The organism is Cryptosporangium japonicum (assembly GCF_039524755.1).
Classification (GTDB): Bacteria; Actinomycetota; Actinomycetes; order Mycobacteriales; family Cryptosporangiaceae; genus Cryptosporangium; species Cryptosporangium japonicum.
Map to the genome: position 1 here is coordinate 172,552 of NZ_BAAAGX010000033.1, position 18,894 is coordinate 191,445.

At 72.7% G+C, this 18,894-nt stretch carries 20 protein-coding genes; 10 read left to right on the forward strand and 10 right to left on the reverse strand.

Annotated features, from left to right (window positions below; all coding sequences use genetic code 11):
• Window positions 1-4: 4 nt before the first annotated feature.
• Complete coding sequence (locus ABD437_RS36315) at window positions 5-1,351, forward strand: PQQ-dependent sugar dehydrogenase (protein WP_344653494.1); 1,347 nt, start codon at window positions 5-7, stop codon at window positions 1,349-1,351.
• Here the strand turns inward: ABD437_RS36315 and ABD437_RS36320 are convergent.
• From ABD437_RS36320 to ABD437_RS36330, 3 genes are read right to left on the reverse strand one after another with little or no spacing between them, the layout of a single operon-like run.
• Window positions 1,327-2,124 carry a PaaX family transcriptional regulator gene (locus ABD437_RS36320; protein ID WP_344653495.1) on the reverse strand — a complete coding sequence of 266 codons (798 nt, stop codon included), beginning with the start codon at window positions 2,122-2,124 and terminating at the stop codon, window positions 1,327-1,329. The genes ABD437_RS36315 and ABD437_RS36320 overlap by 25 nt on opposite strands.
• Window positions 2,121-3,317 (reverse strand): kynureninase, encoded by a 1,197-nt coding sequence (kynU, locus tag ABD437_RS36325; RefSeq protein WP_344653496.1) that lies wholly within the window; start codon window positions 3,315-3,317, stop codon window positions 2,121-2,123. Before kynU ends, ABD437_RS36320 begins: the two co-directional genes overlap by 4 nt.
• Before the next feature lies 1 nt (window position 3,318).
• Window positions 3,319-4,104: a tryptophan 2,3-dioxygenase gene (locus ABD437_RS36330; RefSeq protein WP_425558329.1), complete on the reverse strand. Its 786-nt coding sequence runs from the start codon at window positions 4,102-4,104 to the stop codon at window positions 3,319-3,321.
• Window positions 4,105-4,233: 129 nt separating this feature from the next.
• On the opposite strand from ABD437_RS36330, the gene ABD437_RS36335 reads away from it, so the two are divergent.
• Window positions 4,234-4,983 (forward strand): YdcF family protein, encoded by a 750-nt coding sequence (locus ABD437_RS36335; protein WP_344653498.1) that lies wholly within the window; start codon window positions 4,234-4,236, stop codon window positions 4,981-4,983.
• Here ABD437_RS36335 and ABD437_RS36340 read toward each other — a convergent pair whose 3' ends face one another.
• On the reverse strand, window positions 4,984-6,588 hold the full coding sequence (locus tag ABD437_RS36340; protein WP_344653499.1) for a CocE/NonD family hydrolase: 1,605 nt from the start codon (window positions 6,586-6,588) through the stop codon (window positions 4,984-4,986). It lies immediately after the preceding gene.
• A gap of 28 nt (window positions 6,589-6,616) precedes the next feature.
• Between ABD437_RS36340 and ABD437_RS36345 the strand changes: the two genes are divergently transcribed.
• Window positions 6,617-7,060 (forward strand): NUDIX hydrolase, encoded by a 444-nt coding sequence (locus ABD437_RS36345; protein ID WP_344653500.1) that lies wholly within the window; start codon window positions 6,617-6,619, stop codon window positions 7,058-7,060.
• A gap of 18 nt (window positions 7,061-7,078) precedes the next feature.
• Here ABD437_RS36345 and ABD437_RS36350 read toward each other — a convergent pair whose 3' ends face one another.
• The gene (locus ABD437_RS36350; protein WP_344653501.1) at window positions 7,079-7,702 is read right to left on the reverse strand and encodes a TetR/AcrR family transcriptional regulator; all 624 of its coding nucleotides are present in this window, start codon (window positions 7,700-7,702) and stop codon (window positions 7,079-7,081) included.
• A 130-nt stretch (window positions 7,703-7,832) separates the two neighbouring features.
• Here ABD437_RS36350 and ABD437_RS36355 point away from each other — a divergent pair, with 130 nt between their 5' ends.
• Window positions 7,833-8,627, forward strand: a complete 795-nt coding sequence (locus ABD437_RS36355) for an SDR family NAD(P)-dependent oxidoreductase (RefSeq protein WP_344653502.1) — start codon at window positions 7,833-7,835, stop codon at window positions 8,625-8,627.
• A gap of 2 nt (window positions 8,628-8,629) precedes the next feature.
• Window positions 8,630-10,138, forward strand: coding sequence for an acyl-CoA synthetase (locus ABD437_RS36360; RefSeq protein WP_344653709.1), 1,509 nt, complete (start codon window positions 8,630-8,632; stop codon window positions 10,136-10,138).
• Here ABD437_RS36360 and aztA read toward each other — a convergent pair.
• The gene (gene aztA, locus ABD437_RS36365; RefSeq protein WP_344653503.1) at window positions 10,135-10,740 is read right to left on the reverse strand and encodes a zinc ABC transporter ATP-binding protein AztA; all 606 of its coding nucleotides are present in this window, start codon (window positions 10,738-10,740) and stop codon (window positions 10,135-10,137) included. The two genes, ABD437_RS36360 and aztA, sit on opposite strands and share 4 nt — an antisense overlap.
• A gap of 47 nt (window positions 10,741-10,787) precedes the next feature.
• Between aztA and aztB the strand changes: the two genes are divergently transcribed.
• The 4 genes from aztB to aztD are packed head-to-tail and all read left to right on the forward strand — an operon-like array spanning window position 10,788 to window position 14,816.
• Window positions 10,788-11,621: a zinc ABC transporter permease AztB gene (gene aztB, locus ABD437_RS36370; protein ID WP_344653504.1), complete on the forward strand. Its 834-nt coding sequence runs from the start codon at window positions 10,788-10,790 to the stop codon at window positions 11,619-11,621.
• Window positions 11,618-12,745 carry a PQQ-binding-like beta-propeller repeat protein gene (locus ABD437_RS36375; RefSeq protein ID WP_344653505.1) on the forward strand — a complete coding sequence of 376 codons (1,128 nt, stop codon included), beginning with the start codon at window positions 11,618-11,620 and terminating at the stop codon, window positions 12,743-12,745. The genes aztB and ABD437_RS36375 overlap by 4 nt, the downstream gene beginning before the upstream one ends.
• The gene (gene aztC, locus ABD437_RS36380) at window positions 12,742-13,650 is read left to right on the forward strand and encodes a zinc ABC transporter substrate-binding protein AztC (RefSeq protein WP_344653506.1); all 909 of its coding nucleotides are present in this window, start codon (window positions 12,742-12,744) and stop codon (window positions 13,648-13,650) included. The genes ABD437_RS36375 and aztC overlap by 4 nt, the downstream gene beginning before the upstream one ends.
• Window positions 13,647-14,816, forward strand: coding sequence for a zinc metallochaperone AztD (gene aztD, locus ABD437_RS36385; protein ID WP_344653507.1), 1,170 nt, complete (start codon window positions 13,647-13,649; stop codon window positions 14,814-14,816). Before aztC ends, aztD begins: the two co-directional genes overlap by 4 nt.
• Here aztD and ABD437_RS36390 read toward each other — a convergent pair.
• Together ABD437_RS36390 and ABD437_RS36395 are read right to left on the reverse strand one after the other, a co-directional pair.
• Complete coding sequence (locus ABD437_RS36390) at window positions 14,805-15,389, reverse strand: TetR/AcrR family transcriptional regulator (protein ID WP_344653508.1); 585 nt, start codon at window positions 15,387-15,389, stop codon at window positions 14,805-14,807. The genes aztD and ABD437_RS36390 overlap by 12 nt on opposite strands.
• Window positions 15,370-16,221 carry an alpha/beta fold hydrolase gene (locus tag ABD437_RS36395; RefSeq protein ID WP_344653509.1) on the reverse strand — a complete coding sequence of 284 codons (852 nt, stop codon included), beginning with the start codon at window positions 16,219-16,221 and terminating at the stop codon, window positions 15,370-15,372. Before ABD437_RS36395 ends, ABD437_RS36390 begins: the two co-directional genes overlap by 20 nt.
• 276 nt (window positions 16,222-16,497) lie before the next feature.
• Between ABD437_RS36395 and ABD437_RS36400 the strand changes: the two genes are divergently transcribed.
• Complete coding sequence (locus tag ABD437_RS36400) at window positions 16,498-17,301, forward strand: amidohydrolase family protein (protein WP_344653510.1); 804 nt, start codon at window positions 16,498-16,500, stop codon at window positions 17,299-17,301.
• A gap of 11 nt (window positions 17,302-17,312) precedes the next feature.
• Here the strand turns inward: ABD437_RS36400 and ABD437_RS36405 are convergent, their stop codons facing one another.
• Entirely contained in the window at window positions 17,313-18,059 is a 747-nt protein-coding gene (locus ABD437_RS36405; protein WP_344653511.1) for an SDR family NAD(P)-dependent oxidoreductase, read from the reverse strand.
• Window position 18,060: 1 nt separating this feature from the next.
• The gene (locus ABD437_RS36410; protein WP_344653512.1) at window positions 18,061-18,888 is read right to left on the reverse strand and encodes a fumarylacetoacetate hydrolase family protein; all 828 of its coding nucleotides are present in this window, start codon (window positions 18,886-18,888) and stop codon (window positions 18,061-18,063) included.
• Window positions 18,889-18,894: the final 6 nt, after the last annotated feature.

An 18,894-nucleotide genomic window follows, 5' to 3' on the forward strand; every position in this document is an offset into this window, starting at 1 on the left:
TTTCATGAAGTCGATCGCGCGAGCGGTCATCGCCGGCGGGCTGGCGCTCACGCTCGCCGCCTGTACCTCCTCCGACGCGGACCCCGAGGAGAGTCCGCCCTCCGCCACCCCGGCGGGGCCCGAGTTGGAGACGACCACCGTCGACGCGTTACCGGGCACCGAGGAGGCACCCTTCGACCAGCCCCGCGAATTACAGGCCCCACCGGACTGGACGGTCTCGGTCTGGGCCCGCGTCCCCAGCGCCCGCCTGCTGGCCTGGACCCCGGACAACCGCCTCCTGGTCTCCCGCCCGAAATTCGGCGACGTGATCGAGATCGTGCCGGGCCAGGGCGACGCCGCCCCCACCCAGCGGCCGTTGATCGAGGGCCTGAACCAGCCCCACGGCCTGGCCTTCCACGACACCACGCTCTACGTCGCCGAGAGCGACCAGATCGACGCCTTCACGTACGCGAACGGCGCGCTGTCCGACAAGAAGGTCGTGGTCGACGGCCTGCCCGACGCGAAGAGCTCGGACCTCAAGGGCGCCTACGCGCACGCGCTGAAGAGCGTCGCGGTGAGCCGGGACGGCACGCAGCTCTACATCTCGGTCGGCTCCACCGGAAACATCTCGGCCGACGACCGCGACTCCGACCCGGAACGCGCCACGATCCTCACCGCCCCGGCCGCCGGCGGTGACCCGACCACGTTCGCGCGCGGCGTCCGCAACGGCACCGGGCTCGCGATCGACCCGGACGGCGGGGTCTGGACCGCGGTCAACCACCGCGACAACCTGCAGTACCCGCACAAGACCGACTTCGACGGCGACGGCACGCTCGACAACGGCGACGTCATCCAGGAGTACGTCAACGACCACCCGCTGGAGCCGCTGGCCAAGCTCACCCAGGGCCGCGACCTGGGCTGGCCGTACTGCAACCCCGACCCGGACCTGAAGCCCGGCGAGAAGGACTCCCCGCTCGGCTACACCAAGCGTCCCCTCGTCAACGACGACGAGCTGAACCCCGACGGCAGCAAGCTGGACTGCGCGAGCCTCGCCCCGGCCGAGCAGGGCATGGGTGCCCACTCGGCCCCGCTGGGGCTGAGCTTCGCCGACGTGGGCGGCGACTACGGGCCGGGCGCGCTGGTCGGGGTCCACGGCTCGTGGAACCGCAAGCCCCCGCGTCCGCCGGAGGTGTCGTTCTTCCCCTGGCGCAACGGCACGCTCGACGCCCAGCAGACGCTGCTGACCGGCTTCCAGCTGGAGGACGGCTCCCGCTGGGGCCGCCCGGTGATGGCGATCGTCGGCACCGACAAGGCGATCTACGTCAGCGACGACGCCGCCGGCGCGATCTACCGCGTCACGCCGTCCACGTAGGCCTGGGCGCGCGGCAGGACCCGGTCACGCAGCTCGCGGAACACGGCGACGCTGCGGTGGCCGGGCCAGTCGCCCGGGAGCAACCGGGCCGGCAGGCCGGGGTCGACGTACGGGATGATCCGCCAGGCGTCGAGGCCGTGGATCCAGGTTCGGTAGGCCTCCCGCGGGGTGTCCGCCGCCGTGTCCAGGTCCAGGGCCAGGAACGCCTCGTGCCGGGCCCGGATCGCGTCCAGGTCCCACCAGCGCGTGGCGTCCACGGCGCCGCGCACCTCGGCCCGGAACACCGTCGCGTTCCCGGTGAGGCCCAGGTCGGCGAGGATCTGTTCGACCTCGTCGGTGAGGTACTCCGGGCAGATCCACAGCGCCGGCGACACCGCGCCGCACCCGATCCACGTCAACCGACGGCGCAGCCGGTGACGCAGGTCGCGGTTCTCCTCCGGCACCGAGTACGAAACCAGGCACCAGCGGTCCTCGTCGCCCATCGACCGGGGCCCGAAGATCCGCCGGTCGCCCCGCTCGAGCATGGCGATCGCGCCGGCCGCGATCGCGTAGCCGGGCACCCCGTCCCGGCGCTCGGCGTCCAGCAGGCCCTTGGCCTTGATCCGGGTGAGCGCGGTACGGGTGCGCGCCTCCGGCAGGCCGGCCGCCGTCCCCAGTTCGACCAGGTGCGCGACGCTGATCCAGCCACCGAGCCGGCGCAGCGACGTGCCGACGATCGTGCGGAGCAGCGACGTCGTACTGCCCGGCGACGACTCCATGTCGTCGAGGATCACGGCAGGGCGTCCGCCACGATGCGCAGGGCCCGTTCGACCTCGGTGAAGCTCGTGGAGAGCGGGGAGAGCCCGATACGCATGCCGTCCGGCGGGCGGAAGTCGGGGATCACGCCGCGTTTCCAGAGCTGCTGGACGAGGTCGCGGAACGACGGGTGGTCGAGGGTCACGTGGCCGCCGCGCCGCTCGGCGTCGCGCGGGGTGGCGATCCTGACGCCCTTGCCGACCAGGTGCTCGTCGGCGAAGTCGAGGACGAACTCGGTGAGCGCTGTCGACTTCGCGCGGATCGCGTCGATGCCGGCCTCGTCGACGAGCGCGAGCATGTCGCGCATCGGCAGCATGCCGACCACCGGTGGGGTGCCGCTGACGAACTGCCGGATGCCCGCGGCCGGGTGGTAGGCCGGGCCCATCGCGAACGGGTCGGCCGCGCCCATCCAGCCCTGGATCGGCTGCCGGGCCGTGCCGTGCAGCGCGGCGGCCACGTAGGCGAACGCCGGTGCGCCCGGACCGCCGTTCAGGTACTTGTACGTGCAGCCGACCGCGAGGTCCACGTTCCAGGCGTCGAGCTGGAGCGGGACGACGCCGACCGAGTGGCAGACGTCCCAGACCACGAGCCCCCCGGCGGCGTGGACGACCTCGGTGATCGCCGGGACGTCGGCCAGGTACCCGGAGCGGTACGCGATGTGGCTGAGCACCACGACCGCGGTGCCCGGCCCGACGACCGCGGCCACCTGGTCGGCGGTGACCCCGGACCCCGGGTCGGCGTCGATCCAGCGCAGCGTCGCGCCCCGCTCGGCGGCGATGCCCTCCAGGACGTAGCGGTCGGTCGGGAAGTTCTGGGTGTCGAGCACGATCTCGGTGCGCCCGGGGCGGGCCTCGAGCGCGGCGCGGACCAGCTTGTAGAGCATCACGGTGGTCGAGTCGCCGACCGTGGTCTGCCCCGGGGCCGCGCCCAGCGTGACCCGGCCGATCGTGTCGCCGAGCTCGGTCGGCGTCTGCATCCAGCCCTCGTCCCAGGCCCGGATCAACCGCTCGCCCCAGACGTCGTCGACGAAGCGGACCAGGTTGTCCCGGGTGACGCGCAGCGGGCGCCCGAGCGAGTTGCCGTCGAGGTAGGCGACGATGTCGGCCGGGACGAACCGGTCGCGGAAGTGCGCCAGCGGGTCGGCGGCGTCGCGGTCGGCAGCGGTTGTCACGTCAGCCCCCGATCCGGGCGCGGACGCTGTAGAGCTCGGGGAAGAACGTGAGGTCGAGCGCGCGGCGCAGGAACGGAACGCCGGACGAGCCGCCGGTGCCGGGCTGGGTGCCGATCATCCGCTGCACGGTCTTGAGGTGCCGGAAGCGCCAGAACTGGAACGCGTCCTCGAGGTCGACGAGGTCCTCGCAGGCCTCGTAGACGTCCCAGGCCGCGGCCGGGTCGTCGTAGACGCTCTCGAAGACGCCGATCAGCTCGGGTTCCTCGACCCAGGCCTTCCGGACGTCCCGGTCGAGGACCGGTTTCGGGATCGGGTAGCCGCGGCGGGCCAGCATGCGCAGGAACGCGTCGTACAGGCTGGGCTCCTCCAGCAGCGTGTGCAGCGTCTCCCAGGCCGGCGGGTCGGACTCGAACACCGTCAGCATGTCGGCGTTCTTGTTGCCGAGCAGGAACTCCACCGCGCGGTACTGGTGGGACTGGAAGCCCGACGAGGGGCCGAGGATCGTGCGGAACTCCCCGTACTCGCTCGGCGTCATCGTGGCCAGGACCGCCCACTGCTCGGTCATCGTCTCGAGGATGCGCTTGACCCGGGCGAGCCGCTTGAGCGACCAGGAGAGCTGGTCGGCGTCGAGCAGCTCACGGGCGGAGCGCAGCTCGTGCAGCATCAGCTTGAGCCAGAGCTCGGAGGTCTGGTGCTGGACGATGAACAGCAGCTCGTCGTGGTGGGAGCTGAGCGGCTGCTGCGCGCCCAGCACCAGGTCCAGGCGCAGGTAGGAGCCGTAGCTCATCGCGTCGCGGAAGTCGGTTCGGACGCCGCTCTCCAGCGGCCGCTGCCCATGCTCGATGCTCACACCCGGCACGGTATCTCAAGATCGTGACGGGCGTAAGACTAGTGAGAGATGGATAGGATCGGGTCCGTGCAGCCGAGAGACGCGGTCAACACGCTCGTGGAGTTCTGTGCCCGCCGGGACGTGGCGGAGCTGACCCGCGACGCGCTCGGCCCCGTCGACGTCGCCGTCCTGTTCGGCGGCAGCATCCTGGCCGGTGGGGACGTGTTCGCGCGGGCAATCACCGACCGCGTGGCCGACCACTACGTGATCGTCGGTGGCCAGGGCCACTCCACCGACGCGCTGCGGGACGCGTTCCGGCGCGTGCTCGGGTGGGACGACGTCGACGACCGCACCGAGGCCGCGCTCTTCGACCGGTACCTGCGCGAGCGCCACGGGGTGAAAGCCGACCTGCTCGAGACCGCGTCGACGAACTGCGGCAACAACGTACGCAACGCGCTGGAGCTGCTGGCCGCCGAGCAGGTGCCGCACCGGCGGATCGTGATCATCCAGGACGCGTCGATGCAGCGGCGGATGCACGCGTGTTTCCGGTTGCTGGCGCCCGACGTGGAGGTCGTGAACTTCGCCGCGCACCGGGCCACGGTGGACGAGCGGCTCCGGATCGTGGACCCGCCGCTCGGGATGTGGAGCCCCGAGCGGTACCTCGCGCTGCTGATGGGCGAAGTTCCCCGCCTCACCGACGACGAGCACGGCTACGGCCCGGCCGGCCGCGGCTTCATCGCCCACGTCGACGTGCCGGCCCACGTGCACGAGGCCCACGCGGCACTGCGCGCGGCCGGCCTCGGCGACACCCGCCCGGCCGACCCGCGCTGGGCCTAGCTAGGCGTCGCGCAGCGGGAGCACGATCGCCGAGGGGTGGGCGGCGTCGTGGTGCACCTGTTGGTCCGCGGCGAGCAGGGTGGTCGCCGACGCCAGCGGTTCACCGCTGCCCGGATTGCGGGCGAACCGGGGGAACGCGCCGCTCGACACCTGCACCCGGATGCGATGACCCCGGCGGAACCGGTACGCGGTCGGCCAGAGCGTCACGTCGGCACGGGTCACCTCGTCGGCGGAGGTCAGGCTCACCAGCCCGTCGCACACGTTCCACGACGTCCCGGCCGGGTCGACGTCGCAGAGGCGCACGAACACGTCCGCGTGGCGCACGCTCGAGGAGAACCAGATCTCGGCGCTGACCTCGCCGATCACCTCGACGTCGTCGGTGAGCACCGGCGTGGTGTAGGTCAGCACGTCCGGGCGCGCCTCGAGCGCGGTGTTGTCGACCCGGCCCGCTCCCCCGCCGCGCACCAGGCGCACGCCGCCGACCGCGGGCGTCGGGTCGGCCGGGTCGTAGCGGTACCGGTCGGGCTCGCCCGCGGCCTCGGCTCCCAGCACCCCGCCGGACGACAGGTACCAGCGGGACGGCGAGTACCCCGGCGGCGGCCAGGACTCGAAATCACGCCACAGGTCCTGCCCACCCACGTACAGCCGCACCGGCGGACGCGGTTTCGGCTCCTCGCCCCGCGCGTACGCCAGTCCGAAGTCGAGCGCCTCGGTGAACGGCGTGTTGTGGAAGTCCACGTGCGTCCACGGCCCGACGGTCAGCCGGGCCGGGTTGCCGGCCTCGCGCAGCAGCCGGAAGTCACGCAACTGACCGGGCAGGAAAATGTCGTACCAGCCGGCGATCGAGCTGACCGGCGCGGTCACCGACGCCACCCGGTGGGTGTGGTCGAGCTCGGCCCACCGCGGCGCCCGCGCGTCGTGCGCCAGGACGTCCTGCACGTACGCCGACCGCACCCCGCTCGCGGCGACGTCGGCCGAGGACAGCGGCAGCGACCGGAACGCACGATCGGTGCGGCGCTCCTGGGTGAGCTGGCGGAGCCTCGCGAACGGACGTTCCTGCAGGCTGACCATCACGCCCCAGCCGACCGGCGCCTCCAGCGACCGCCCGTCGGCACGCAGGAACTCCAGCGTCAGCGCGGACTCGGTGACGATCGGGATCAGCGCCCGGACCTGCGGCGGCAGCGCGTCGGCGACCGCCCACTGCACGTACCCGAGGTAGCTCATCCCGAACAGCACGATCGTGTCGCTCCACGGCTGCTCGACGAGCCAGTCCAGCGTCGCCAGCCCGTCGGCGCGCTCCTGGCGCAGCGGGTCGAACGTGCCGCCGGAGCCGAACCCGCCGCGGGTGCTCTGGATCAGCACCTGGTAGCCGCGTTCGGCCAGCGGACGGGCCAGCCCGGTGCCGAACGCGCCGCCCCGGCCGTACGGGGTGCGCAGGAGCGCGGTCGGCAGCCCGTCGCCGCCGTCGCGGGGCGTCCACCGGTTGGCCAGCAGTTCCACCCCGTCGCTCATCGGGATCCGCAGGTCCTTCTCGCAGACCACGTCGCGGGTGATCGGTGGGGGCAGCCGCAGCTGACGCTCGAGGAGATGGCTGACGAGATTCATTCCGCGTCCTCCCGGGAACGTGTTCCCTGTGACCCAGACTCAGGTACTGCCGCTCCAGGAACGTAACCCCGATCAGCCGCGCAAGCGCGTCATCGCCGATGTCCTCGTGCGTGACCAGCAGGGCCGCGTCCTCCTCGTCGACGACGACCTGCCCGGCAGCGACGTCGCGGCGCACGAGTCGCCGTGGGCGGCCGCCGAGCGCGCCCTCCACGAAGGACTCGGGCTCGACCGGGCCCCGACCCGCCTGCTGGTCGTGGACTACGTCGACGACCACCTCACGCTGATCTTCGACGCCGGCACGCTCTCCGAGGCCCAGACCGACGCGATCCGCGCCCGCAAGTCCGCGTTCTGCGACCCCGGCGAGGCCGGCGAACTCCTCCCCGAACAGGGCCGCCCCCGCCTCTCCGCGGCCTGCGAGGCGCTCCGCTTCGGCGTCTCCCGGTATCTGCAGGACGGCGAGATCCTCGGTTAGCGGGCACCACCGGGCGGGCTACGTGGCGGGGGCCAGCAGGAGCGGGAGCAGGGAGCGGGTCTGGTCGCGCAGGTCGTCGAGCGCGTCGGCGCGGCCGGTGAGGTGGCCGAGCAGGGCGCGCTGGAAGACGCCGTCGAGCAGGCCGTAGGCCGCCGCCGGCGTGGTCACGACGTCCCGGCCGCTCAGCGTGGCGTAGCGGGCGACCACCCGCCAGATCATCTCCTCGAGCGTCCGGTCGATCATCAGGACCGCCTCGCGCAGCCCTTCCTCGAACATGCTCTGGGTGCGCAGGTCGTACCAGAGCCGGTGCATCGGGGCCTCGTCGAGGATCGTCTCGACGAGCTTGGCCGCGAACGCCTCGACCAGCTGCTCCGGAGTGGACGAGTCGGCGACGACCGCGTCGTAGCGGGTCACGCAGCGCGCCTTGTAGTAGCGGACGCAGTAGATGATCAGCTCGAGCTTGTCGGCGAAGTAGTAGTGCACGACTCCGTGGCTGAACTCGGAGTTGTTGGCGATCTCGCGCAGGCTGCTGCGGGCGTACCCGAGCTCACCCAGCGTGAGCAGGGCCGACTCGGCGAGCTGGGTGCGTCGCTCGTCGTACTTGTCGGCCGGGGCCTTCCGCGCCGTGCGCGTCGCCGCCATCCCACCCTCCCCCGTCGGTAGGACCCGATCCTACGTCGTCTTGACAGTTGACCAAAGAAGTCTTGACAACCGTCAAGCACCGCGCCGTAAGTTGGAACCGCCGCCACTTCATGACGCAACGGAGCGCCTCATGACCGTTTTCGACCTGACCGGACGCAAGGCTCTCGTCACCGGAGCAGCGCAGGGGCTCGGCGAGGGGATGGCCTTAGCACTGGCCGCCGCCGGCGCGACGGTGATCGTCGCCGACGTGCAGGACGAGCTGGGCACCAAGGTCGCCGAGTCGCTCGGCGACGGCCACGGCTTCGTCCACCTCGACGTCACCGACGACGCCAACTGGGAGTCCGCGGTCGGCGCCGCCACCGAGACCCTCGGCGGGCTGGACATCGTCGTCAACAACGCCGGGGTCGAGATCACCAGCCTGCTGGTCGACGTCGAGGCCGACCAGATCCGCCGGCAGCTCGAGATCAACCTGCTCGGCACCACGCTCGGCATCAAGCACGCGTTCCGTGCCATGCGCCCCGGTGGGGTCGCCGGCCACGGCGGTTCGGTCATCAACGTGGCATCGGTCGCCGCGACGATCGCGTTCCCCGGCATCGCGGTCTACTCGGCCACGAAGTCCGGCGTGGACCGCCTGACCCGGGTCGCCGCGGCGGAGTCCGGCCGGATGGGCTACGGCGTCCGGGTCAACACGATCTACCCCGGCCTCGTCCCCACCGCGATGGGCGCCGGTCTGGCCGACGACGTCGCCCGGCTCGGGCTGTTCGCCTCGCCGGAGGAGGCGGTCGGCGCGGTCGTCGCGCTCACCCCGTCGGGCCGGCTCGGCGAGGTCAGCGACATGGCCGACGCGGTCGTGTTCCTCGCCTCGGACGGGTCGCGCTTCGTCAACGGCGCCGGTCTGCCGGTCGACGGCGGCATGGGGATGTGACCGTGCGGCTGGTCGACTACCTCGACAAGGGTGCGTCGCTGGGGCCCGACGCACCCTGTCTGACCACCGACGGGCGCTCCAGCAGCTACGCGCAGGTGCGTGAGCTCAGCTTCCGCGTCGCCGCGGCGCTGGCCGGGCAGGGCGTCGAACCCGGCGACAAGGTCGCGATCCTGTCGGCCAACGATCCGGTCGCGTTCAGCTGCGTCTTCGGGATCAGCCGGGCCGGCGCGGTCTGGTGCCCGATCAACCCACGCAACGAGGCCGCGGAGAACCGCGAGCTGCTCGAGCTCTTCGAGTGCGGTGTGCTGATCTTCCAGGTCTCGTTCGCACCGCTGGTGGCGAAACTGGGCCTGCCGGAGCTGACGCTCGTCTGCCTCGACGGCGCGGTCGAGGGTGCCCTCACCTGGGACGAGTTCCTCGGGGAGGGGTCCCTGGACCGGCCGGCGGCCGACGATCTCGCGATGCTGGTCGGCACCGGTGGCACCACCGGCCGCCCGAAGGGCGTGATGCTCACCGGCGCGAACCTCGAGGCGATGACCGCGCTCACGCTGATGAGCTACCCGTTCGCGGGCCGCCCGACGTACCTGGCGCTGGCGCCGCTCACCCACGCCGCCGGGGTGCTGTGCTTCCCGGTGCTCGCGCTCGGCGGCGAGATCGTCGTGATGCGCGCGCCCGACGTCGGTGCGTTCCTGGCCCTGGTGGAGCGCCACCGCGTCACCCACACGTTCCTGCCGCCGACGCTGATCTACCTGGTGCTCGACCACGCCGACCTGGACACGACGGACCTGACGTCGCTGCAGTGCTTCTGGTACGGCGCGGCCCCGATGTCGACGGCGCGGCTGGCCGAGGCGCTGGACCGCATCGGCCCCGTGATGGGGCAGCTGTTCGGGCAGACCGAGGCGCCGATGATGATCTCGACGCTGGCCCCGCGCGACCATTTCCGCGCGGACGGGTCGGTCGCCACCGACAAGCTCTCCTCGGCCGGACGCCCGACCCCATTGGTGACGGTCGGCATCATGGCCGAGGACGGCGCCCTGCTCCGGAGGGGTGAGCGGGGCGAGATCGTGGTGCGCGGCTCGCTGGTGATGCGCGGCTACTACCGGGACCCGGCCGCCTCGGAGAAAGCGGGCGCGCACGGCTGGCACCACACCGGCGACATCGGCTACCTCGACGAGGACAACTACCTGTTCATCGTCGACCGGGCCAAGGACATGGTGATCACCGGCGGCTTCAACGTCTACTCCACCGAGGTGGAGCAGGCGGTGATGGCCCATCCGGCCGTGCAGGACTGCGCGGTGATCGGGTTGCCCGACGAAAAATGGGGCGAGCGGGTCACCGCCGTGGTGCAGCCGCGCCGGGGCCAGGAGGTGGACCCGGCCGAGCTCACCGCGTTCGTGAAGCAGCGCATCGGCAGCGTGAAGGCGCCGAAGCAGGTCGAGGTGTGGCCCGACCTGCCCCGCTCCAAGGTCGGCAAGATCCTCAAGAACGAGATCAAGCAGACGCTGGCCTAACCGAGCGTCAGCACCTCGTCGGCCAGCGCCGACTCGTCGGCGTCGTGGCTGGCCAGCACCATCGCGGCGCCGTCCGCCCTGCGCTCGGCGAGCAGCTCGTGCACCCGCGCCCGGCTGCCGGTGTCGAGCGCGGCGGTGGGCTCGTCCAGCACGTACACCTCGGCGTCCTGGACGAGCGCCTGCGCCAGCAGCGTGCGCTGACGCTGCCCGCCGGAGAGTTCACGCAGCCGCCGGTCGGCCAGGTCCGCGAGCTCCAGCCGGTCGAGCATCGCGTCGACGGCGAGCCGGTCGGCCCGGCGGAGGCGGCGCAGCGGCCGGAACCGTCCGATCCGGACGCACTCGGCCACGGTGAGCGGTAACGCGTCGATGTCGCCGGTGCGCTGCGGCAACAACGAGACCCGGGTGCCCCGGTCACGGTGCACGCGCCCCTCGGTCGGGGTCCCGACCCCGGCCAGCAGGTGCAGCAGCGTGCTCTTGCCGGACCCGTTCGGACCGGTCACCGCGAGCATCGACCCGGCCGCCAGGCCGAGCGTCACCTCGCGCAGCACCGGCACCCCGCCATAGCGGAAACCCACGCCCTCGGCACTGATGACGTTGCTCACCCGACCTCCTTAACGACAACGATTGTCATCTTCATTATAGTGACCGCGTGACGTCATCCCTGGTCGAACCCTTCACCGTGCCCTTCGTCGGCCGTGCCCTCGTCGGCGGAGTACTGCTGGCGGCGGTCTGCGCGCTGGTCGGCGTCTGGGTCATCGCCCGGGGAATGACGTTCCTCGGCGAGGCCATGAGCCACGGCATGCTGCCCGGCGTCGCGATCGCCTCGGTGCTCGGCGGCAGCCTGGTGGCCGGCGCCGCGGCCAGCGCGCTCGCGATGGCGATCGGTGTCAACGCGCTGCGCCACAGCCGCGAGTTCGGGCGCGACACGAGCATCGGGCTGCTGTTCGTCGGCATGCTCTCGGTCGGCGTCATCGTCGTCTCGCACTCGCGGTCGTTCGCGACCGACCTGACCGCGTTCCTGTTCGGCGACGTGCTGGCGATCCGCTCGGCCGACCTGGTGCTGCTCGGCGGCGCCGCGGTCGTCGTGGCCGCGGTCTCCGTCGTCGGCTACCGGCCGTTCCTGGCCCTCACGTTCGACCCCCGCAAGGCACGCACGCTCGGCCTGCGGCCCGGGCTCGCCAACGCGGCGATGCTGGTGCTCCTCACGATCACGATGGCGGTGGCCTTCAGCGTCGTCGGCACGCTGCCGGCGTTCGGGCTGCTGATCGCGCCGTCGGCGGCGGCCCTGCTCGTCGCCCGGCGGCTGCCCGCGGTGATGTTCACCGCGTTCCTGCTCGGCTCGGCCGCGGTCCTGATCGGCCTGTGGATCTCCTGGTTCGCCGCCACCGCCGCCGGAGCCACGATCGCCGCGGTCGCCGTCGCCCTGTTCTTCGTCGTGCTCACCGTGCGGCGGGTCGTCCCGGCAACGAAAGGACAGCTGTGACCCTCACCCGACTGCTCGCCGCGACCGTCGCGACGCTCACGCTCGCGGCCTGCGCCGACGCGCCGGAGCCGGCCGCGGAGGCGACGCCGCACGGCTACGTCGCCGGCGCCGAGGAGTTACCCGAGCCCCGGCCGGCGATCGCGTACGCCACCCGCGGCGGCGACCGGCTGCACCTGCTCGACCTGACCGGCGAGACCGAGACGCACGTCGCGCTGCGCGTCGGCGCCCAGCGGATCGTCGAGGACGGCCGGTTCGTCTACGTCGACGCCGGGGACGGCCGCGTCGAGATCGTCGACGCCGGGGTGTGGACCGTCGACCACACCGACCACGTGCACTACTACCGGGCACCGGCCCGGTCGCTCGGGGTCCTCACCCTCGATGCGCCGGCCACCACGATCGCCGGCGCGGGCGCCCACACCGCGATCGGCACCACGTCCGGCCGGGTCACCGTGCTCGACCGCCGCGCCCTGGAGTCCGGCGCGATCGTCGAACGCACCACGCTCGGGTCCGCGACGCTCGCCGTGCCCTACGCCGACGCGCTCCTGGTGGCCACCGGCGGGCGGCTCGTCGCGACGGACGCCGACGGGCGGCGGACCGGCAAGCTCGCGGTCGCGTGCTCCGCCCCGCGCGGCTGGGCCGTGCTGCGTGGCGGCGCGGTGATCGCCTGCGAGAACAGCGTGGTGCGGGTCAAGGAACGGCTCACCGCGGTGACGCTACCCGCGTCGGCGGTCCCGCTGCCGACGACCGGCTGGGCCTACCGCCCACGCAGCAACGAGGCCGCCACGACCGACGGCACCGGGATCTGGTCGGTGAACGCGTCCACCGGCACGCTCCGGCACGTGCCGGGGCGCGATCGGGCCGCGGTCGCCTCCCCCGCGGACGGCGCCACCGTGCTCGCGCTCGACTCGAACGGCGTGTTGACCAGCGTCGACCTGAACCGCGGCACGGTGCTCGCGACGGCGTCGGTGCGCGGCGAGTCGCTGACGCTCGACGTCAACCGGGCCTACCTGGCCGAGCCGCGCGCCCGGGTCGTCCACGAGATCGACTACCGCGACGGGCTACGCACCGCCCGCACCCTCCGGGTGTCCGCGCGACCGGACCTCGCGGTCGAGGTCGGCCGATGAGAGCGCTGCTGGCCCTGCTGGTACTCGTCGGCCTGACCGCCTGCACGGCGCCCGACGACGGCCGGCCCCGGATCGTCGTGACCACGAACATCCTCGGCGACGTCGTGCGCACGATCGTCGGGGACGAGGCCGAGGTCACCGTGCTGATGAAGCCGGACGCCGACCCGCACTCGTTCGCGATCTCGGCCCGCGAGGCACGGACGATGCAGACCGCCGACCTGCTCGTCCACAACGGACTCGGGCTCGAAGAGGGCATCGCCAGGCACGTGGACGCCGCCGACGTCCCCACCCTCGAGGTCGGCGCGCGGGTCGACCCGATCGAGTACCGGGACGGTGACGCCGCCGGGCAACCCGATCCGCACTTCTGGACCGACCCGGTGCGGATGGCCACCGCGGTGCGGATCATCACCGACGAGATCGCCGACCACGTCGACGTCGACGAGAACGCGGTGCGCCGACGCGCCCGCGACTACACGACCGAGCTCGACGCCCTCCACGCCGACCTGGGGAAACGGTTCGCCGCGATCCCGGCCGGGCGACGGGTGCTGGTCACCAACCACCACGTGTTCGGCTACCTCGCCGACCGGTACGACCTGACCGTGGTCGGCACGATCATCCCCGGCGGCACCACGCTCGCGTCGCCGAGCGCGTCCGACCTGGCCTCGCTGACCACGGCGATCACCCGCCACCGGGTGCCCGCGATCTTCGCCGACACCTCCCAGCCGGCCCGGCTGGCCGAGGTGCTGGCCTCCTCGGCCGGGCTCACCGTCCGGGTGATCGCGCTCCACTCCGAATCCCTCAGCGGCCCCGACGGCGACGCCGCGACCTATCTGGCGCTGATGCGCTTCAACGCCGACGCGATCGTCGGCGGCCTGACCCGCACCGACCAAGGAGAGAATCAGTGAAACGACCCACGACCCTCGGCGCGGCCGCGCTCACCACCGCCGTGCTGGCGCTCAGCGCCTGCGGCACCGAGTCCGACGAGACGGGCGCCGCGGCGACGACCCGGGTGAAGCAGCCGGTGACCGTCACCTACGACGGCGGCATCCTCGTGCTCGACGGCGAGTCGCTGAAGGTCGCGCACACGATCGACCTGGACGGCTTCAACCGGGTCAACCCGGCCGGCGACGACGAGCACGTGTTCGTCTCCACCACCGACGGCTTCCGGGTGCTCGACGCGGTCGACGGCACGATGACCGACATCGCCTACCCGGGCGCCAAGCCGGGTCACGTGGTGCGCCACGGTGACCGCACGACCCTGTTCACCGACGGCACCGGCGAGGTCAACAGCTTCGACCCGGCCGAGCTCGCCGACGGCAAACCGGAGGGCCGCACGTACCGGGCCGCGACCCCGCACCACGGGGTGGCGGTGGAGCTCGCCGACGGGACGCTCGTCGTGACGCTCGGCACCGAGGAGTCGCGGCCGGGCGCGATCGCCCTGGACGCCGCGGGTAAGGAGATCGCCCGCAGCGAGGACTGCGACGGTGTGCACGGCGAGGCCGTCGCCAAGGACGACGTCGTCGCGCTCGGCTGCAACGACGGGGTGCTGCTCTACAAGGGCGGGAAGTTCGTCAAGGTCGACGGCGGCCGCGAGTACGCACGCACCGGCAACCAGTCCGGCAGCGACGCCTCGCCGATCCTGCTCGGCGACTACAAAGTGGAGCCGGACGCCGAGCTCGAGCGCCCGACGCACTTCTCGCTGATCGACACGGCGACGAACCGGCTCCGGACGGTGCCGATGCCCGCCGGGGTGAGCTACACGTTCCGCTCGCTGGGCCGGGGCCCGGACGGCGAGGCGCTGATCCTCGGCACCGACGGCAAGCTGCACGTCGTCGACCCGGTCTCGGGCCGGTTCGTGCACGCGTGGCCGGTGGTGGCTCCGTGGCAGGAGCCGCTGGACTGGCAGCAGCCCCGCCCGGCGTACTTCGTGCGCGGCACGGTCGCCTACGTCTCGGAGCCGGCGGCGAAGAAGGTGCACCGCCTCGACCTGACCACCGGCGAGGTCACCGGGTCGGTCACGCTCGACGGCGTGCCGAACGAGATCAGCGGAACGCTGGGCTCAGCCCGGTAGCAGGCCGGCCAGCAGCGCCGTGAGCGCGCGCTCGGCCTCGGCCCGGGCCTGCTCCGGCTGCGGGTGGTGGGCGATCAGGAGCGCCGCCTCGATCACCGCGCTCAGCACGAGCCGGGCCAGCGTGGGCACGTCGCGCTCCACCCCGGCGGCGCGCAGCGCGTCGACGAGGACGCCGAGCCCCTGCGCGGCCTCGATCGCCCGCCACCGTTCCCACCCGAGCACGGCCGGGGCGTCGGTGAGCGCGATGCGCACGACGTCGGGCCGGGAACAGAGGTCGAGGAACGTGCCCAGCCCGAGCCGGAGTGCCGCGCTCCGGTCGGGCTCGGCTCCCAGCGCGGCGACGACCTCGGCGGTGAGCTCCGCCTCCAGGTTCTCGAAGACCGCCGCGAACAGCTCCTCCTTGCCGCCGTAGTGGTGGTACAGCGCGCCGCGGGTCAGCCCGGCGGCCGCGACGATCTCGTCCGCGCTGACGTGGGCGTAACCACGCTCGGCGAAGAGCGTGCGGCCGACGGCGACCAGCTGCGACCGGGTGGCCTGGGACCGGTCCTGCTGGCTACGGCGCGGGGGCGGCATGGGTGGTGGCGAACTCCACGATCAGCCGCGCGAGCGGCTCGGGCTGGTCTTCCGGGACCAGAGTGTAGGTGTCGGGGAGCGCCACCAGACGTGCGGAGGGGAACAGCGCGGCGAGCCGGTGGCCGAGTTCGAGCGGGAACAGCCGGTCGTCGGCGGCCCAGGCGAGCAGCACCGGGCCGGGAAAACCCGCGAGCGCCGGCGCCGCGGCGAGCGTGTGCCTGCGGTGCACGTGGCGCAGCGCCCGGCGCAGGTCGGCCCGGATCTCCGCGGACGCCCGCGCCGGGCCGAAGTACCGGGCGGCGACGTCGTCGGCCAGCGGGCGGCGGGTGAGCCGGCCGAACGCGATCGGCAGGTTCCGGACGGCACGGACGCCGAGCAGCCGGGTCAGCAGCCAGGTGCCGGCGCGGCTGCGTGCGTAGACCGGCAGCAGCCGGAAGACCGCCGGCGGGAAGACGTCGAGCGCGTCCGACGGGGTGAACACCACCCGGGCGATCCGGTCGTTCGCGGCCCCGGCGGCCAGCAGGAGCTGGGTGTACGCGCCGCCGGTGTCGCTGGCGACGAGCGTGACGTCACGCAGGTCGAGCTGCTCGAGGAACGTGCCGATCAGCGCCGCGACACCGCGCGGGGCGAGGTCGGCGGCCGGCACCGGCACGGTGTGCGCTCCGAGCGGCCAGTCGGGCACCAGGCACCGGAACCCCGCCGCGGCGACGGCGGGCGCGACGCTCCGCCACAGCTCCCCGTTGACGAAGAGCCCGTGCACGAACACCACGGGCGGCCCGGTGCCGGTGTCGCGGTAACGGATTCGCACGCCGCCCAGCGAGGTCTCGTTCATGGCCGCCTCCGTTTACATACATGATGAATGTATGTTTCGACGGTAGCAGTCTCCCCCGCTCCCGGCGGTCGGTTCTCACACCCGGCGGAGGGCTCCTGCTGCGCCGGCATGATCACCCGCGCGGTCGCCGCGACCAGGTCGTCCAGGATGCCGAGCTCCCGGTCGTGCCGGATCTGCGCCTCGAGCACGATCGGGTCGACCAGGGAGGTGACGACCTATTCATATGATGAAATACGCCTCGCGATTCCCGACGAGCTGTGGGCGGAGCTGGACTGAGTGAGGATCGATGCTCACCACCACCTGTGGGACCTGAGCCGGCGCCCGCAGGAGTGGCTCGAGCCGCTGGGTGAGATCCACCGGTCGTTCGGAGTGGACGATCTGCCGCCCGGCTTCGATCGCACGGTGCTGGTGCAGGTGCTCCCCGACCTGGACGAGACCCGCGAGTTCCTGTCGCTGGCGGCGGCGTCGGACCGGATCGCCGGGGTCGTCGGCTGGGTCGACCTCACCGCACCCGACGTCGGTGACGTGCTCGACGCCCTGCCCGCCGGCCTGGTCGGCGTGCGCCACCTCGTGCAGGCCGAACCCGATCCGCGCTGGCTGCTCCGCCCCGACGTCCAGCGGGGCGTCCGCGCGGTCGGCGCCCGCGGGCTGGTCTACGACCTGCTCACGCTCCCCCCGCAGCTCCCGGCCGCGATCGAGCTGGTGAACACGCTGCCGGACGTACGGTTCGTGCTCGACCACCTCTCGAAGCCGCCGCTGGCGACCGGCGCGCTGGCGGCGTGGGAGGCGGACCTGCGCGAGCTGGCGACGGCGCCGAATGTGGTCGCGAAGCTCTCGGGTCTGGTCACCGAAGCGGACTGGGCTTCGTGGACCCTCGCCGATCTGCGCCCGGCCGTCGAGGTGGCGGTGGAGGCGTTCGGCCCGAGCCGGCTGATGTTCGGCTCCGACTGGCCCGTCTGCCTCCTGGCCGCCCCCTACGCCGACGTCGTGCGCGCCACCGAGGAGCTGGTGGCCGACCTGACCCCGGCCGAACGCGAAGCGATCTTCACCACCACCGCCGCCACGACCTACCGGCTGTAGCCCCGGCTCCGTCAGCGGGGGCGCAGGCGCAAGCCGTGCATGCCGCCGTCGACGGCGAGTTCGACGCCCGTCGTCGAGCCCGCCCGCGGCGACGCCAGATACACCACGGCGTGGGCGATCTCCTCCGCGCTCACCAGGCGCCCGTGGGGTTGGCGCGCCTCCAGGGCGGTGCGCTCCGCCGCCGGGTCGGGCGCGCTGTCGAGCAACCGGCCGACCCACGGGGTGTCCGCGGTTCCCGGGTTGACCGCGTTGACCCGGATCCCGTCGGGCATGCCGTCGGCGGCCATCGCGCGGGTGAGCGCGGACACCGCGCCCTTGCTGGCCGAGTACACCGCACGCTGCGGCAACCCGGCCGTCGACGCGATCGACGCGGTGTTCACGATCGCCCCACGCGTGGACTCGCGCAGGTGGGGCCAGGCCGCCCGGGACACCCGCGCGGTGCCGACCACGTTGACGTCGAGCACCCGGTGCCACTCGGCGTCGGTGCTCTGCTCCACCGAACCCTGCGCGCCGATGCCCGCGTTGTTGACCAGCACGTCGAGGCCACCGAGCCGCGACACCACCGACGCCACCGCGGCGCGCACGGCGTCGTCGTCGGCGAGGTCGGCCTGGACGTACACCACATCGGCGGGGCCGGAGTCCGCGACGTCGAGCACCGCGACGCGGGCGCCTTCGGCCCGGAAGGCCGTCGCGATCGCCAGGCCGATGCCGGACGCTCCCCCGGTCACCAGCGCGCGGAGGCCGTCGAGCTCGCCCACCTCAGGCCGGCCGGAACGTCTGGCGCTGCCGGCCCAGGCCGGTGATCTCCAACTCGACGACGTCGCCGTCGCGCAGGAACTGCCCGTCGGCCCGGCCCATCGCGACGCCGGCCGGTGTGCCGGTGTTGATCACGTCGCCCGGGTAGAGCGTCATGAACTGGCTCAGGTACCAGACGACGTGCGCGACGCCGAAGATCTGGTTCTTCGTGTTGCCGTTCTGGCGCAGGTCGCCGTTGACCCAGAGCTTCAGCTCGAGGTCCTGCGGGTCGGCGACGTCGGTCTCGATCCAGGGCCCGAACGGGTTGAACGTCTCGCAGTTCTTGCCCTTGTCCCACTGGCCGCCGCGCTCGATCTGGAACGTGCGCTCGGAGACGTCGTTGCTGACCGCGTAGCCGGCGACGTGCGCGAGCGCCTCGTCGGGCGAGGCCAGGTACCGCGCGGTCGAGCCGATGACGATCGCCAGCTCGACCTCGTAGTCGGTCTTCACCGAGGTGCGCGGGATCAGCACGTCGTCGGTCGGGCCCACCACGGTGTCGGGCGCCTTCATGAACAGGATCGGCTCGGGCGGCGCGGTGGCGCCGGTCTCCTCGGCGTGGTCGGTGTAGTTGAGCCCGATGCACACGATCTTGCCGATGCCGGTAAGCGGCGGAGCGAATTCGGTGGGTTCCGCGACCGCCGGGAGCGACGCGGAACGGATCGCGGCGAGCGCGTCGGGGCCGAGCACCGCGGGCGTGACGGCGGCGTGCAGCGGGCGCAGGTCGTACCACTGGCCGTCGAGGTGGACGACCGGTCGGTCACCGTCGGCGGTGCGGGCGTGGGCGAGGCGCATGCGGGC

Coding starts and splice junctions, on each gene's coding strand:
- ABD437_RS36315 (WP_344653494.1), top strand. CDS start 5: ATGAAGTCGATCGCGCGAGCGGTCATCGCCGGCGGGCTGGCGCTCACG.
- ABD437_RS36330 (WP_425558329.1), bottom strand. CDS start 4,104: ATGAGCTACGGCTCCTACCTGCGCCTGGACCTGGTGCTGGGCGCGCAG.
- ABD437_RS36340 (WP_344653499.1), bottom strand. CDS start 6,588: ATGAATCTCGTCAGCCATCTCCTCGAGCGTCAGCTGCGGCTGCCCCCA.
- ABD437_RS36350 (WP_344653501.1), bottom strand. CDS start 7,702: ATGGCGGCGACGCGCACGGCGCGGAAGGCCCCGGCCGACAAGTACGAC.
- ABD437_RS36355 (WP_344653502.1), top strand. CDS start 7,833: ATGACCGTTTTCGACCTGACCGGACGCAAGGCTCTCGTCACCGGAGCA.
- aztC (WP_344653506.1), top strand. CDS start 12,742: ATGAGAGCGCTGCTGGCCCTGCTGGTACTCGTCGGCCTGACCGCCTGC.
- ABD437_RS36390 (WP_344653508.1), bottom strand. CDS start 15,389: ATGCCGCCCCCGCGCCGTAGCCAGCAGGACCGGTCCCAGGCCACCCGG.
- ABD437_RS36395 (WP_344653509.1), bottom strand. CDS start 16,221: ATGAACGAGACCTCGCTGGGCGGCGTGCGAATCCGTTACCGCGACACC.
- ABD437_RS36410 (WP_344653512.1), bottom strand. CDS start 18,888: ATGCGCCTCGCCCACGCCCGCACCGCCGACGGTGACCGACCGGTCGTC.